The sequence below is a fragment of the Cupriavidus sp. FW306-01-F10A genome (genome assembly GCF_058782785.1).
Genome location: NZ_JBYSYA010000023.1, coordinates 44,033 through 57,206, shown reverse-complemented (window position 1 = coordinate 57,206; position 13,174 = coordinate 44,033). Strand labels below are relative to the sequence as shown.

Annotated in this window: 13 protein-coding genes and 1 pseudogene; 2 read left to right on the top strand and 12 right to left on the bottom strand. The window is 68.3% G+C overall.

Annotation, left to right across the window (positions count from 1 at the left end):
• Positions 1 to 21: 21 nt before the first annotated feature.
• Positions 22 to 987, bottom strand: coding sequence for a threo-3-hydroxy-L-aspartate ammonia-lyase (locus tag AC3WLF_RS25590; RefSeq protein WP_492320680.1), 966 nt, complete (start codon positions 985 to 987; stop codon positions 22 to 24).
• Positions 988 to 1,065: 78 nt separating this feature from the next.
• Positions 1,066 to 2,700: a methyl-accepting chemotaxis protein gene (locus AC3WLF_RS25585; protein WP_492320679.1), complete on the bottom strand. Its 1,635-nt coding sequence runs from the start codon at positions 2,698 to 2,700 to the stop codon at positions 1,066 to 1,068.
• 394 nt (positions 2,701 to 3,094) lie between these two features.
• On the opposite strand from AC3WLF_RS25585, the gene AC3WLF_RS25580 reads away from it, so the two are divergent.
• Together AC3WLF_RS25580 and AC3WLF_RS25575 are read left to right on the top strand one after the other, a co-directional pair.
• Positions 3,095 to 4,819: a serine hydrolase gene (locus AC3WLF_RS25580; RefSeq protein ID WP_492358997.1), complete on the top strand. Its 1,725-nt coding sequence runs from the start codon at positions 3,095 to 3,097 to the stop codon at positions 4,817 to 4,819.
• A gap of 6 nt (positions 4,820 to 4,825) precedes the next feature.
• A pseudogene (locus AC3WLF_RS25575) lies at positions 4,826 to 4,924 on the top strand (SAM-dependent methyltransferase); the annotation flags it as partial.
• A gap of 37 nt (positions 4,925 to 4,961) precedes the next feature.
• Here the strand turns inward: AC3WLF_RS25575 and dmpG are convergent.
• The 10 genes from dmpG to AC3WLF_RS25525 all read right to left on the bottom strand — a co-directional run bounded on the left by dmpG (position 4,962) and on the right by AC3WLF_RS25525 (position 13,162).
• On the bottom strand, positions 4,962 to 6,026 hold the full coding sequence (dmpG, locus tag AC3WLF_RS25570) for a 4-hydroxy-2-oxovalerate aldolase (RefSeq protein ID WP_492320677.1): 1,065 nt from the start codon (positions 6,024 to 6,026) through the stop codon (positions 4,962 to 4,964).
• 17 nt (positions 6,027 to 6,043) lie between these two features.
• Positions 6,044 to 6,988 (bottom strand): acetaldehyde dehydrogenase (acetylating), encoded by a 945-nt coding sequence (locus AC3WLF_RS25565; protein ID WP_492320676.1) that lies wholly within the window; start codon positions 6,986 to 6,988, stop codon positions 6,044 to 6,046.
• 24 nt (positions 6,989 to 7,012) lie between these two features.
• Complete coding sequence (gene thmT / locus AC3WLF_RS25560; protein WP_492320728.1) at positions 7,013 to 7,231, bottom strand: 2-hydroxymuconate tautomerase; 219 nt, start codon at positions 7,229 to 7,231, stop codon at positions 7,013 to 7,015.
• Positions 7,228 to 8,016 carry a 2-oxo-3-hexenedioate decarboxylase gene (dmpH, locus tag AC3WLF_RS25555; RefSeq protein ID WP_035816275.1) on the bottom strand — a complete coding sequence of 263 codons (789 nt, stop codon included), beginning with the start codon at positions 8,014 to 8,016 and terminating at the stop codon, positions 7,228 to 7,230. Before dmpH ends, thmT begins: the two co-directional genes overlap by 4 nt.
• Positions 8,017 to 8,052: 36 nt before the next feature.
• Positions 8,053 to 8,835, bottom strand: coding sequence for a 2-oxopent-4-enoate hydratase (gene dmpE / locus AC3WLF_RS25550; RefSeq protein WP_492320675.1), 783 nt, complete (start codon positions 8,833 to 8,835; stop codon positions 8,053 to 8,055).
• 9 nt (positions 8,836 to 8,844) lie between these two features.
• Positions 8,845 to 10,299 carry a 2-hydroxymuconic semialdehyde dehydrogenase gene (locus AC3WLF_RS25545; protein WP_492320674.1) on the bottom strand — a complete coding sequence of 485 codons (1,455 nt, stop codon included), beginning with the start codon at positions 10,297 to 10,299 and terminating at the stop codon, positions 8,845 to 8,847.
• A 48-nt stretch (positions 10,300 to 10,347) separates the two neighbouring features.
• Positions 10,348 to 11,283, bottom strand: a complete 936-nt coding sequence (locus AC3WLF_RS25540; RefSeq protein ID WP_492320673.1) for a catechol 2,3-dioxygenase — start codon at positions 11,281 to 11,283, stop codon at positions 10,348 to 10,350.
• Between the two features lie 69 nt (positions 11,284 to 11,352).
• Positions 11,353 to 11,676 carry a 2Fe-2S iron-sulfur cluster binding domain-containing protein gene (locus tag AC3WLF_RS25535; protein ID WP_492320672.1) on the bottom strand — a complete coding sequence of 108 codons (324 nt, stop codon included), beginning with the start codon at positions 11,674 to 11,676 and terminating at the stop codon, positions 11,353 to 11,355.
• 12 nt (positions 11,677 to 11,688) lie between these two features.
• Complete coding sequence (locus tag AC3WLF_RS25530) at positions 11,689 to 12,765, bottom strand: NADH:ubiquinone reductase (Na(+)-transporting) subunit F (protein WP_492358996.1); 1,077 nt, start codon at positions 12,763 to 12,765, stop codon at positions 11,689 to 11,691.
• A gap of 37 nt (positions 12,766 to 12,802) precedes the next feature.
• On the bottom strand, positions 12,803 to 13,162 hold the full coding sequence (locus tag AC3WLF_RS25525; RefSeq protein WP_010810417.1) for a phenol hydroxylase subunit P4: 360 nt from the start codon (positions 13,160 to 13,162) through the stop codon (positions 12,803 to 12,805).
• Positions 13,163 to 13,174: the final 12 nt, after the last annotated feature.

The following is a 13,174-nucleotide window of genomic DNA, read 5'->3' as shown; positions in this document are numbered from 1 at the left end:
CAGGATTCCCTGCCGCCCGACTCAAGCCAACAGGAAGCTGCCGAAGGCGCCCAGGTCGACATTGCCGCCCGAGATGATGACCCCCACGCGCTTGCCCTTCACATCCAGCTTGCCGTGCAGCACCGCGGCGGCGGCCAGGCAGCCGGTGGGCTCAGCCACGATCTTCATGCGCCCGGCGAAGAACTTCATGGTATCGACCAGTTCCGCATCCGACACCGTGACGATGTCCGTCACCAGTTCGCGGATCACGGCAAAGGTGTGGTTGCCCAGGAACGGCGTCTGCGCGCCATCGGCGATGGTGCGCGGAGTGTCGATGCGGACGATCTCGCCGCTGCGCAGGCTGCGCTGGCCGTCGTTGCCGGCCTCGGGTTCGACGCCGTACACGGCGCAGCCGGGCGACATCGCCTGCGCCGCCACCGCGCAGCCAGACAGCAGCCCGCCGCCGCCCAGGCACACCACCAGCATGTCCAGCGGGCCGGTTTCCTCGAACAGCTCCTTGGCGGCCGTGCCCTGCCCCGCCATCACGTGCGGATGGTCATACGGCGGGATCAGCGTCATGCCGCGCTCGGCGGCGATGCGCCGGCCCAGCGCCTCGCGATCGTCCTGGTAGCGGTCGTACAGCACCACTTCGGCGCCGTAGCCGCGCGTGGCCTCGATCTTGATCGCGGGGGCGTCCTGCGGCATCACGATCACCGCCTGCACGCCCAGCAGCCGGGCCGACAGCGCGATCGCCTGCGCATGGTTGCCCGAAGAGAACGCCAGCACGCCACCCGCCTTCTGCTGCGGCGTGAACTGGGCGATGGCGTTGTAGGCGCCGCGGAACTTGAAGGCGCCGATGCGCTGGAAGTTCTCGGCCTTGAAGAACAGCTGCGCGCCGGTGGCCGCGTCAGCGGTGGCGGAAGTCAGCACCGGGGTGCGGTGGGCCGCCGCGCGAATGCGTTCGTGGGCGGCAGCGACGTCGTCGAAGGAGATAGGCAGGGCGGTCATGGCGGTGGCAAGGAGGCTGGGACCGGCCAGTTTACCCGCCCCGGGGCCACCTTGCAGCCACGCCGCCCCGGCGTGGCGCTATGCCGCAGCCAGCCTGTGCGCCGCGCGCCGCTGCGTGGCCAGCGTATCGGCACCCCGGTGCGAGGCGCCGCCTTCGCCCGGCAGGCGGAAGAACGCCACCACCTCAGTGAGTTCGCGGCCCTGCTCTTCCAGCGCGCGCGACGCATTGGCAGCTTCACTCACCAGCGACGCGTTCTGCTGCGTCACCTGGTCGATCTGCACGATGGCCTGGTTGACCTGCTCGATGCCGCGGGTCTGTTCGGCCGACGCCGTGGCAATCTCTTCCACGATGCCGGTCACGCGCGCCACCGCCTGGGTCACCTCGGCCATGGTCTGGCCGGCCTCTGCCGCCAGCGACGCACCGTCGTGCACCTGGCGTCCCGACGCCTCGATCAGGTCCTTGATCTCCTTGGCCGCGCTCGATGAGCGCTGCGCCAGGCCGCGCACCTCGCTGGCCACCACGGCAAAGCCGCGGCCCTGCTCGCCTGCACGCGCAGCCTCAACCGCCGCGTTCAGCGCCAGGATGTTGGTCTGGAAGGCAATGCCTTCGATGATGCCGGTGATCTCGGCAATCTTTGACGAACTGGCACTGATGTCCTGCATCGTGCCGACCACGCGCTGCACCGTGGCGCTGCCGCGCTGCGCCACGTCGGCCGCGCTGCGCGCCAGCTCGCTGGCCTGGCGGGCGTTGTCGGTATTCTGGCGCACGGTCTCGGTCAGCTCTTCCATGCTGGCCGCGGTTTCTTCCAGCGACGCCGCCTGTTCCTCGGTGCGGCTGCTCAGGTCAGCGTTGCCGCGCGCGATCTCGCTGGTGCTCACGGCAATATTGCCGCTGCCTGCGCGCACCTGGGTAACGGTGGCGGTAAGGCGCTCGTTCATGTCGCGCAGCGCGGCAAGCAGGCGACCGGTCTCGTCATCGCGATCGACCTCGATGCGCGCGCCCAGGTCGCCGCTGGCCACGGCGCCGGCCACGTCCACGGCGCGCTGGATCGGCCGCGTGATGGCACGCGTAATCAGCAAGCCGCCAACGACGGCGATGGCCGCCGATACCATGGAAATCAGGATCAGCAGGTTGCGCTGGCGCTCATAATCCGCCTCCAGCCTGCGCTCCATCTCCTTCTGGCGCGCCAGGGTGAACTCGGCGTAGGCGTCGGTCGCCTTGATCAGCGCCGCCAGCAACGGGCGGCATTGCTTGTCGATACGGGACACGGCTTCCTCGATCTTGCGCTCCACCGCCAGGCCGACGATGCCCGTGGCGACCGGGCCGTACTGGGCCTCGACCTTCACCACATCCTCCACCAGCTTGCGCGCGTCGTCGCTGATGCCGGACTGGCGCACCATCTCGGTCAGCCGCGCCAGCCGGGTCTGCACGTCCTGGTGCGCGCGCAGGGCCTCGGCCTTCTCGCGCTCCAGCTCGCCCGCGTCGGTCACCAGCACCAGGTTGCGCGCCGCGATGGCACGCCGGTCCACCGCGCTGCGCACCTGCGCGGCCATGTCAGCGCGGGCATTCAGCCCGTTCAAATAGTCATTGAAACCTGCGGTCGCATCGCCGAGCGCATGCAGCGAATACGCCGACACCACCAGCACCATGCCCGCCAGCGTGCCGAACCCGGCCAGCAGCCGCGTGCGGATAGACAGACTCCTGAAATTCATGATCGCTCCCCTCACCGTCCAATAAGACGTATGCGCTTCGTTCGTTATGGATCCATCTTGCATGCCCCACGGCGGCATGCCACTGCGCGCCCGTTCCTGCTGGTCGGCCCGGCGTCCGCGATCTGGCCGGGGGTACTTTGCCCTGGCCACTTTCCGGCGTATCCGTGCTCTTTGTTGCGCTGGCTAACGGACGCGACGGGCCAAACTGATCCCTACCAGAGAGGGGCATGGAGTCGCCAGCAGGAGGAATGGTCGCATAGAGTGCATCAACAATCACAAGTGAGCCAATGACAACGCTGGGATGTCGCGAACAAGGCACAGTCACTTCGGCCAGGCGGCGACTGCGTCGCCAGGACATGGCAGCATACGGAGCCCGTGTCCCCAGGAACGCCCCATGCTGAACGGATTCGATGCACTGGTTGAAAAGTCGATGGCCGATTGGAAGATCCCCGGGCTTGCGCTGGCCGTGATCCGCGACGGCGAGCCTGTCCTGATGCGGGGCTACGGCGTCCGCGACAGCGCCGGACCAGCACCGGTGACAACGGCCACGCAGTTCATGCTGTGCTCGATCACCAAGTCCTTCACCGCCGCCGGCCTGGGCCTGCTGGTGGACGAGCGCAGGCTCGACTGGGCCACGCCCGTGCGCGACCTGATCCCGGGATTCCGGCTGCACGATGCCGTCGCCACCGAGCGCATCACGCTTCGCGACCTGCTCTGCCACCACAGCGGCATGCCGCGCCACGACTGGCTCCATACACCGGGTGACCTTGATACCAGCGAGCTGCTGGCACGGCTGTGCCACCTGGCGCCCAGCCGTGACCTGCGCGAACGCTGGCAGTACCAGAATCTTGGCTACGTGATCGCCGGCCATGTGGCCGAGCGCCTCAGCGGCCAGCGCTGGGAGGACTTCACCGAGGAACGCCTGCTGCGCCCGCTCGGCTTCTCACGCTTCGGTTTCTCCGCCGAGGCCCTGGCCGCAGCTCCCGACCACGCGCACCCGCATACGATGGTTGCAAGCGAGTGCTTGCGTGCAAACTGGTCCTCCATTGTGAAACCGGCCGGTGGCCTCGCCACCTCGGTGGAGGACCTGACGAAATGGATGCGCTGCCTGCTGGATGAAGGCAGGGTTGGCGGGCGAGCGCTGCTATCGCCGGCGATCGTGCGCGACATGATGACGCCAGGCGTGCATATCGGCATGTCGGAGTTCGCGGAAGTCGGCGATCAGCATTACGGCCTTGGCCTCACGGTCGAGCAATACCGCGGCGAGCGCACGGTCTCGCACTCCGGCAGCTGGCTGGGCTGGGCGACGCTGATGACGCTGATGCCATCCAGGCGCATCGGCATTGCGGTGCTGACCAACCGGGCACCCAGCGCGGTGACCGCGCTGCTGACGTATGCGGCCCTGGACCAGTTGTGCGGGCACCCGCCCATCGACTGGTTCACCCGCATGCAGGCCCGGCGCCACGAAATGCTCGCGCAGCTGCAGATCAACCAGGCGGCACGGCAAGCGCGGCAGCATACCGGCACCAGCCCCAGCCATCCGCTGCAAGATTACGCGGGCGACTACTCGCACCCCGCGTACGGGCAGGTCACCATCGGTGTGGCTGGCGATACGCTCTCCTGGCGCTGGCGCGGCATGGCCGGCCAGCTCGCCCATCGCCACTACGATGTGTTCAGCACCGCCGAAAAGCCCGCCGAGATCTATCCCGACAACCTGGCCCTCACCTTCCTCTACAACCGGGAAGGCACCATTGACCGCATTGCGGCACCGCTGGAGCCGCTGGTCGACGATATTGTCTTCCACCGCATGGCAAGCGGCGACGCAACCACGGCCGCCTTCCGCGCACGCTGCGTCGGCGAGTACCGGCACAGCGTGCAGCGCATCGAGGTCGCACTGGATGCGGCCGGGCACCTGCACATGACCATTACCGGGCAACCCCGCTACCACCTGCTGCCGTCCGAGGGACGGACCTTCGAGATCGTGGAGTTGCCCGGCTGGCGCGTGGAGTTTCGTGCGCCGGCAGAAGGCTGCGTCGACGCGCTGGTGTTTTGCCAGCCGAACGGGACGTTCCTGGCGTTGAAGGCTGAAATCGACCTCCTTCATGGGGGTGCAACATGACTTGCGCACGTGGAGGAATGGGGACCGACTGACGCGCAGGTTGCCGCGCAGCCGGCCCTGGCCATGGAGCGTGAGCGCCCGATGCTGGCGATCGTTGCGGCAAGGGCCGCGCCGGCGTCGCCCCGACCGCCCCTGCCGACGGTCAGGCCACCGCCGCCGACGACACGCCCTGCCCCGCCTGCGCACTGCGCCGCGCCAGCAAGTCCAGCGCCACATCCACGATCATGTCTTCCTGCCCGCCCACCATGCGCCGCCGGCCCAGCTCGACCAGGATGTCGACCGTGCCCAGGCCGTAGCGCGCCGCGGCGGCCTCGGCATGGCGCAGGAAGCTGGAATAGACCCCGGCGTAGCCCAGCGCCAGGGTCTCGCGGTCGACGCGCACCGGGCGGTCCTGCAGCGGGCGCACGATGTCGTCGGCGGCATCCATCAGCGTGTAGAGGTCGCAGCCATGCTGCCAGCCCAGGCGCTCGGCGGCGGCGATGAAGACTTCCAGCGGGGCGTTGCCAGCGCCGGCGCCCATGCCGGCCAGGCTCGCGTCGATGCGGTCGCAGCCCTCTTCCACCGCGACGATGGAGTTGGCCACGCCCAGGCTCAGGTTGTGATGGGCGTGCATGCCGGTCTGGGTTTCCGGCCTGAGCACGTCCTTGAAGGCGCGGAAGCGCTCGCGCACGTCCTGCATGCCCAGCGCACCGCCGGAATCGACCACATACACGCATTGGGCGCCGTAGCTTTCCATCAGCTTCGCCTGCTGCGCCAGCGCCGCGGGCGTGGTCATGTGGCTCATCATCAGGAAGCCAACGGTGTCCATGCCGAGTTCGCGCGCATATTCGATGTGCTGGCGCGAGACATCGGCTTCGGTGCAGTGCGTGGCCACGCGCACCACGCGCGCGCCGGCGTCGTAGGCGGCGCGCAGGTCGTGCACGGTGCCCACCCCCGGCAGCAGCAGCGTGGCCACGCGCGCATGGCGCACGGTCTCGGCCACGGCGGCGATCCATTCCAGGTCGGTATGGGCGCCAAAGCCATAGTTGAAGCTGGAGCCCGACAGCCCGTCGCCGTGCGCGACCTCGATCGAATCCACGCGCGCGGCGTCGAGCGCGGCCGCGATGCGGCGCACGTGGGCCAGGCTGTACTGGTGGCGGATGGCGTGGCTGCCGTCGCGCAGCGTCACGTCCGAGATGTAGAGCTTCTTGGTGGGTTGTGCGGTCATCTTTGTCTCCCTGCGGCTCATGCGGACAGCCGGGTCTCGGCCAGGCGCTCGGCGCATGCCAGCGCGGCGCTGGTCATGATGTCGAGGTTGCCGGCATAGGCCGGCAGGTAGTGGGCGGCGCCCTCCACTTCCAGGAAGATCGAGGTCTTGAGCCCGCTCATCGGTCCCAGGCCAGGGATATTCAATGGCGCCGACGCGGCGATACGCTCGAACTGCACGCGCTGCTTGAGCCGGTAACCCGGTACGTAGCCCTGCACTGCCTGCGCCATCGCTTCGACGCTCGCCGCAATTTCCGCTTCATCGCCGTCCTCCGACAAGGTGAAGACCGTGTCGCGCATCATCAGCGGCGGTTCCGCCGGGTTGAGCACGATGATGGCCTTGCCGCGCGCGGCACCGCCCACCGAGCACAGCGCCTGGCTGGTGGTCTCGGTGAACTCGTCGATATTGGCGCGCGTGCCCGGCCCGGCCGACCTGCTCGAGATCGACGCCACGATCTCGGCGTAGTGCACTCTGGCCACGCGCGACACCGCCGCCACCATGGGGATGGTGGCCTGGCCGCCGCAGGTGACCATATTGATGTTGGGGGCGTCCAGGTGCTGGTCCAGGTTGACCACGGGCACCACGTACGGGCCGATCGACGCCGGCGTCAGGTCGATCACGCGCACGCCGTGCTGCTGCAGCACGCGGTTGTGGTGCGCATGGGCACCGGCCGAGGTGGCATCGAAGGCGATGTGGATATCGCCGAAGCCCGGCATGCCGACCAGCCCGTCGATGCCCGCGGCCGTGGTCGGCACGCCCAGGCGCGCGGCGCGGGCCAGCCCGTCCGACGCGGCATCGATACCCACCATGGCGCCCATCTCCAGGCTCCGGCCGTGGCGCATCACCTTGATCATCAGGTCGGTGCCGATATTGCCGGACCCGATGATGGCCACCTTGTGGCGGCAGCTTGTTTTCATGTCCATGTCGTTGTCCTTTTCGCGTGGGTGTCAGCGGCCCAGTTCCATGGCGGTCTTGCCGCCGATGCCGAACTGCGCCTTCGGCACCTCGGTGATCATCACGCGCACGGTTTCCACCGGCGCGCCCACCGCTTCGACCGCGGCATCGGTGAGCGCGCGGATCAGGCGCGCCTTCTGTTCGTCGGTACGGCCTTCGATCAGGAAGACCTGCATGATTGGCATGGTGTGTCTCCTTGCTACGCGGTTCAGGTGAAGCGCATCGATACCGTGCCCAGGTGCTGGTAGCGAACAGTGATGTTGTCGCCGGCCGCCACCGCGATGGCCTCGGTCACGCCGCCGGTCATGATGAAAGTGCCCGCCGGCAGCTCGCGCCCGCGCGCCCCCAGCATGTTGGCCAGCATGGCGACGCTGTTGGCCGGATGCCCGAGCACCGCCGCGCCGGCGGCGGTGGCCACCACCTCGCCGTTCTTCTCCAGCACCACGCCCAGGTTCTTCAGGTCCAGCCCCTCGGCGCCGCGGTGCGTGCCGCCCACGACGAAGCGCGCCGACGAGGTGTTGTCGGCAATCACGCTCTTCAGGTCGAAGCGGAAGTTCTCGTAGCGCGAGTCGATCACCTCCACCGCCGGCACCACGAAGTCCGTCGCGGCCAGCACGTCGCCGATATGGCAGCCTGGCCCCTTGAGCGGCGCCTTCAGCACGAAGGCGATCTCCGCTTCCACCTTGGGGTGGATCAGCGTGCCGGTATCGATGGCCGCGCCGTCCATGCAGGCGCCATAGTCGGTGAGGAAGCCGTACACCGGGTCGCTCACGCCCATCTGGCGCATCTTGGCGAACGAAGTCAGGCCCATCTTGAGCCCGGCGATACGGGTGCCGCGCGCCTCCTTGCGCGCGCGGATGGCGTCCTGGATGGCGTAGGCATCGTCCCAGTCCATGTCCGGGTATTCGTCGGTGATCTTGCGCACCGCCTCGCGCTGCAGCTCGGCGTTCTCCAGGTGCTCGGCGAGCCGGGCAATGGTGTCTTGTGTCAGGTTCATGGCTTGTCCTGCGCTGAATTGGAAAAAGGGTCGGGTTCAGACGAAGCGCACGCCGGCCGAGCCGATGCCGCCCAGGCTGATGCGCAGCTGGTCGCCGGCGGTTACGGGCACCATCGCGGCAAGAGAGCCGGACAGGATCACCTCGCCCCGCTTCAGGCCAATGCCCAGCCGGCCAAGGGTATTGGCCAGCCACGCCACCGCATTGACGGGATGCCCGAGCGCGGCCGCGCCGGCGCCGGTGGCGACGATCTCGCCGTTCTTCTCCAGCGTCATGCCGACCGTGCCCAGGTCCACGCTGCGCGGGTCCACCGCGGCATCGCCCAGCACGAACACGCCTGACGATGCGTTGTCAGCCACGGTGTCCTGGATGCGGATCTTCCAGTCGCGGATGCGCGAATCGACGATCTCGAAGCAAGGCAGCACATAGGCGGTGGCGCGCAGCACGTCGGCATTGGTCACGCCCGGCCCCTCCAGGTCTTCCTTCAGCACGAAGGCAATCTCGCCTTCGGCCTTGGGCGCGATCAGGGTGTCGGCGGGAATCGCCGCGCCGTCGGGGTAGACCATGCCGGACAGCAGGTGGCCAAAGTCGGGCTGGCGCACGTCGAGCATGTCCATCACCACGCGGCTGGTCACACCGATCTTCTTGCCGACCACGCGCTCGCCGGCGTCGAGCCGGTGCTGCACCATCGCCAGCTGGATGCGGTAGGCATCGTCGATGCTCAGCTCCGGCCACGATTCGGTCAGCGGCGCCACCGGGCGACGGGAGGCCAGAGCATGGTGCAGGCTGGCGCCGATCTCAAGGATAAGTTCGTTATGCATGACGGAACCTCACAGGCGGACGCAGACGTTGCGCAGCTCGGTGTAGAACTCGAGCGAATGGACACCGCCCTCGCGGCCGATGCCGGACTGCCTGGCGCCGCCAAAGGCGGTGCGCAGGTCGCGCAGGAACCAGGCATTGATCCAGCAGATGCCAACGTCCAGCGCGCTGCCCATGCGGTGCGCGGTGCCGAGGTCGCCGGTCCAGACCGTGGCGGCCAGGCCGTACGGGGTGTCGTTGGCCAGCGCGATGACTTCCTCTTCGGTGTCGAACGGGGCGATATGGCAGCAGGGCCCGAAGATCTCCTCGCGGATTACGGCGGCGCTTTCCGGCAGGCCGGTCCAGATGGTGGGCTGCACCCAGGCGCCTTCGGCCAGCGCCCCCGGCATCTGCGGCACGCCACCGCCGGTGACCACGGTCGCGCCGGCCTCGGCGGCCTTGCGGTAATAGGACAGCACCTTGTCGCGATGCTCGTGCGACACCAGCGGGCCCATGTTCACGCCGGGCTCGCTGGGCCGGCCCAGCTTCAGGCCCTCCGCCTTCGCCTTCAGCGCGGCGACAAAGCGCTCGAAGATCGGCCGCTGCACGTAGACGCGCTCGGTGCCCAGGCACACCTGGCCGCTGTTCTCGAACGCCGAGCGCATGATGCCGGCCACGGCCTTGTCGAAGTCCGCATCGGCGAACACGATGCCCGCGTTCTTGCCGCCCAGCTCGAACGACACCGGCCGCACGCCGTTGGCCGCGGCCTTCATGATGGCCTCGCCGGTGCGGGTCTCGCCGGTGAAGGTGATGCCGTTGACCTGCGGGTGCGCGGTCAGGAACGCGCCGGCCGAATCCGGGCCAAAGCCGTGCACCACGTTGTAGACGCCGGGCGGCACGCCGGCCTCGTTCATCACCTCGCCCAGCAGCGTCGCGGTGGCAGGGGTCTCCTCCGAGGGCTTGACCACCACGGTATTGCCGCAGGCCAGCGCCGGCCCGACCTTCCACGTCATCAGCAGCAGCGGCAGGTTCCACGGGCACACCACGCCGATCACGCCGCGCGGGCTGCGCACCGCGTAGTTGATGGCCTTGCCGCCATCGGGCGTGTCCATGGCAAAGCTCTCGGTCGGCACGTTGCGGATCAGGTCGGCAAAGACCTTGAAGTTGGCCGCGCCGCGCGGGATGTCGATATGGCTGGCCAGCCCGAAGGGCTTGCCTGTATCGGCAATCTCGGCCTGCACGAATTCGTCGAAGCGGCGGTTGATGCCGTCGGCCACCGCGTGCAGCAGCTCGACCCGCTGCGCGACGGTCATGCGGCCCCAGGGGCCGTGCAGCGCACGGCGCGCGGCCTGTACCGCGGCGTCGACCTCGGCCTGGCCGGCCTCGTGCACGTGGCCGATCACGCTGTTGTCGGCGGGGTTCCGGTTCTCGAACGTGCGTGCGGTGCCGACCCACTCACCGTTGATGAAGTTCTTGAAGTCTTTCATGTTGGTTCTCTTGAGTTTCAGCCTCTTCGATTGAGCCAGGGCGGGGACTCAGGTCAGCACATTCAGGAATGCTTCGTTCAGCTTCCTGTCGTGGTAGAAGATCGCGCGCCCGAGTTCGTTGTCGGTCCAGGTGATGGTGGGCTTGTCCGGATAGTGGATATAGCCGCCGGAGAAGACCTCGTTGCGGTTGCCGGAGGGGTCGAAGAAATAGATCGTCGCGCCGCGCGTGATGCCGTGGCGGGTCGGGCCGATATCGAGCGAGACGTCCTTCTTGGAGATGATGTCGGCCGCCTTCAGCACTTCGCTCCAGTTGTCGAGCAGGAACGAGGCGTGGTGGAAGCGGTTCTTCTCCGGGTGGCGGATAAAGGCGATGTCGTGCGCCTTGTTGGAGCAGGTCAGGAAGGCGCCGATCAGCATTTCGCCGTCCGGCCCCGCCACCACCTGCTCGGCCAGCGAGAAGCCCAGCACTTCGCGGAACAGCCTGACCGTGCCGTCGACATCGTCGCCGTACAGCAGGCAGTGGTCGAAGCGGCTGGGCGCCATGCCGCGCAGGTCGTCCGGCCAGGGATCGGGGTTGAGGTCGCCGGTGTTGCAGCCGAGCTTGTCCTTGTCGGCGAACAACTCGATGGCATGGCCGGTCGGGATGGTGAAGCGAAAGCGCACGCCGGTGTGCGGATGCTCGCCGGCGGGGATCCACTGGCAATCGGCGGCCAGGCCGGATTGCTCCACCTCCCGCGCCAGCCGCTCCAGCGTGTGGCCGCTGTCGACGCGGAAGCCCATGTAGTCCATGCCCGGGCTGTCGGCCTCGCGCAGCACCACGCTGTGATGGTCATGCTCGTCCCAGGCCTTCAGGAACACCCGGCCCTGCGCATCGCGCGCGGTTTCGATCAAGCCGAGCACCTCGGTATAGTGTTTCAGCGCCGGCTCCAGCTCCAGCACGCGCAGGGCCACGTGCCCCGGTCGCAATACGCCTGTCAATGCCATGATGGGTCTCCTGGTGTGGTGGTGGCGTTGTGTGGGTGCCACCTTCTTTGCTTGTGCTTCGTTCGCTTGCTACCGGCCCTGCTCGCGCCGCCACTGCTTTTCCAGGCAGCGCTGCAGCAGGGCCACCGGCTGCAGCCGGATATCGCTGTCCGGATAGGTCTTGCAGGCCAGCACCAGTCCGTCGCGCTCCTCCGCTTCGGACAGGCAGGCCCGGCTGACCTTGCCGGCGTGGTAATGCCCGGCCTCGATGCGGACCTTGCACACGCCGCAGCCGCCGCCGCGGCAGCCGGCGGGAATGCCGCGCCGGCCCAGCACTTCCATGGCCCGCAGCAGGTTCTGCTCCGGTGCGCACGGATAACGCAGCCCGCTGCCGGCGATCTCGACGGTATGCATGGCGCGCCTCCCTCAGATCTTGAACAGCGGGCTGCGCGCGCTGTTCTGCGCATCGGCCGCGGACAGGAACTTCTCGGTGTGGATGTCCGCCTCGAACAGCCGCCCCTGCATCAGCGTGCGGATACACGCTTCGATCATCGGCGGCGGCCCGCACAGATAGGCTTTGTGGCCGCGGAAGTCAGCGTTGCCGTCCTCGTTCCCGTTCGCGTAGAGCTGGCGCAGCACATCGTGCACGTAGCCGCGCGCGCCGTTCCAGCCGCTGTCTGCGGGTTCGTCCGACAGCGCCGCCACGTAGCGGAAGTTGGGGTGGGCCTGCGCCAGCGCCTGGAACTCCGCGTCGTAATACAGCTCGCTGCGGTTGCGCGCGCCCTGCACCAGCGTGATCGGCAGGGTTTCGCCGGCGGCCAGCAGGTCCAGGATCATCGCGCGCGGGCTCGACAGGCCGGACCCGCCCGCCAGGAACAGCATCGGCACCTGCGCCGACTTGCGCACGAAGAAGCGGCCATAGGGCGCCGAGAACGATAGTTCGTCGCCGACCGCCAGCTGGTCGTGCAGGTAGCCGGTGGCCTGCCCGTCCGGCACGCGCCGCACGTGCAGCTCGACCAGGTCGTCGCCCGGCGCGTTGGCCAGCGAGAACGCGCGCGGCTGGTCGCAGCCCGGCACGTTCAGGTTGACGTACTGACCGGCCTGGAAGGCCGTGCGTCCGCCATCCTTCACACGCAGCCAGATGCCCAGGATGGTGGGCGTCAGGGCGCGCGTCTCGACAACTTCGGCGCGATAGTCGGCCAGCGGCAGGCCCAGCGCATCGGCGTCTTCCTCGATGTCGGCCTCGATCACCAGGTCCGACTGCGCGGTCGCGCAGCAGGCCAGGCACTGGCCGTTGTCGCGCTCGAAATCCATCAGCGCGAAGCTGGAGGCCTCGCCCTGCTCGACCTCGCCGTCCACCACCTGCACCTTGCAGGTGGCGCACAGCCCGTGGCAGCAGGCATGGGGCAACCACACGCCGTTGCGCAGGCACGCGTCCAGCACGGTCTGCCCGGGAGCGATGGGGATGGTCTGCCCGATCGGTTCAATGGTCAGCGAATACATCTTGGTCTCCTTCCGGTGGTGCGTTCGACCATGCGCCTCAGCTGCGGCTGCCGCCGATGCCGTCCAGCCCCGGCGTGCGGAAGCGGATCACGTCCTTGTGGCCCAGGCCGTTCTCTTCCAGCGAGCGGTCCAGGTCGGGCTGCCAGGGCTGGCCGCCGCGCAGCCACTGCACCTGGCCCCAGTCGATGCGGGCAAAGTCGGGGTGGTAGCCGTAGACGCCGGGCAGCACCTTGTCGACCACGTCGCGCAGCGGCATGGACGGCGGGAACGGGAAGCAATGCGGCGCGCAGAACAGCAGGTGGCCGTCCCAGCCGATATAGAGCAGCCGGTTGCCGTGGAACACGGCCTCGCGGTCGGCCGCCTCGAAGGCGTAGTCGCCGATGGATACGACGGGCATGGTTGTCTCCTT

Excerpts from the sequence above, each read along its gene's own strand:
- AC3WLF_RS25590 (WP_492320680.1), bottom strand. The coding sequence starts at position 987 with ATGACCGCCCTGCCTATCTCCTTCGACGACGTCGCTGCCGCCCACGAA.
- AC3WLF_RS25585 (WP_492320679.1), bottom strand. The coding sequence starts at position 2,700 with ATGAATTTCAGGAGTCTGTCTATCCGCACGCGGCTGCTGGCCGGGTTC.
- AC3WLF_RS25580 (WP_492358997.1), top strand. The coding sequence starts at position 3,095 with ATGCTGAACGGATTCGATGCACTGGTTGAAAAGTCGATGGCCGATTGG.
- dmpG (WP_492320677.1), bottom strand. The coding sequence starts at position 6,026 with ATGACCGCACAACCCACCAAGAAGCTCTACATCTCGGACGTGACGCTG.
- AC3WLF_RS25565 (WP_492320676.1), bottom strand. The coding sequence starts at position 6,988 with ATGGACATGAAAACAAGCTGCCGCCACAAGGTGGCCATCATCGGGTCC.
- dmpH (WP_035816275.1), bottom strand. The coding sequence starts at position 8,016 with ATGAACCTGACACAAGACACCATTGCCCGGCTCGCCGAGCACCTGGAG.
- dmpE (WP_492320675.1), bottom strand. The coding sequence starts at position 8,835 with ATGCATAACGAACTTATCCTTGAGATCGGCGCCAGCCTGCACCATGCT.
- AC3WLF_RS25545 (WP_492320674.1), bottom strand. The coding sequence starts at position 10,299 with ATGAAAGACTTCAAGAACTTCATCAACGGTGAGTGGGTCGGCACCGCA.
- AC3WLF_RS25540 (WP_492320673.1), bottom strand. The coding sequence starts at position 11,283 with ATGGCATTGACAGGCGTATTGCGACCGGGGCACGTGGCCCTGCGCGTG.
- AC3WLF_RS25535 (WP_492320672.1), bottom strand. The coding sequence starts at position 11,676 with ATGCATACCGTCGAGATCGCCGGCAGCGGGCTGCGTTATCCGTGCGCA.
- AC3WLF_RS25530 (WP_492358996.1), bottom strand. The coding sequence starts at position 12,765 with ATGTATTCGCTGACCATTGAACCGATCGGGCAGACCATCCCCATCGCT.
- AC3WLF_RS25525 (WP_010810417.1), bottom strand. The coding sequence starts at position 13,162 with ATGCCCGTCGTATCCATCGGCGACTACGCCTTCGAGGCGGCCGACCGC.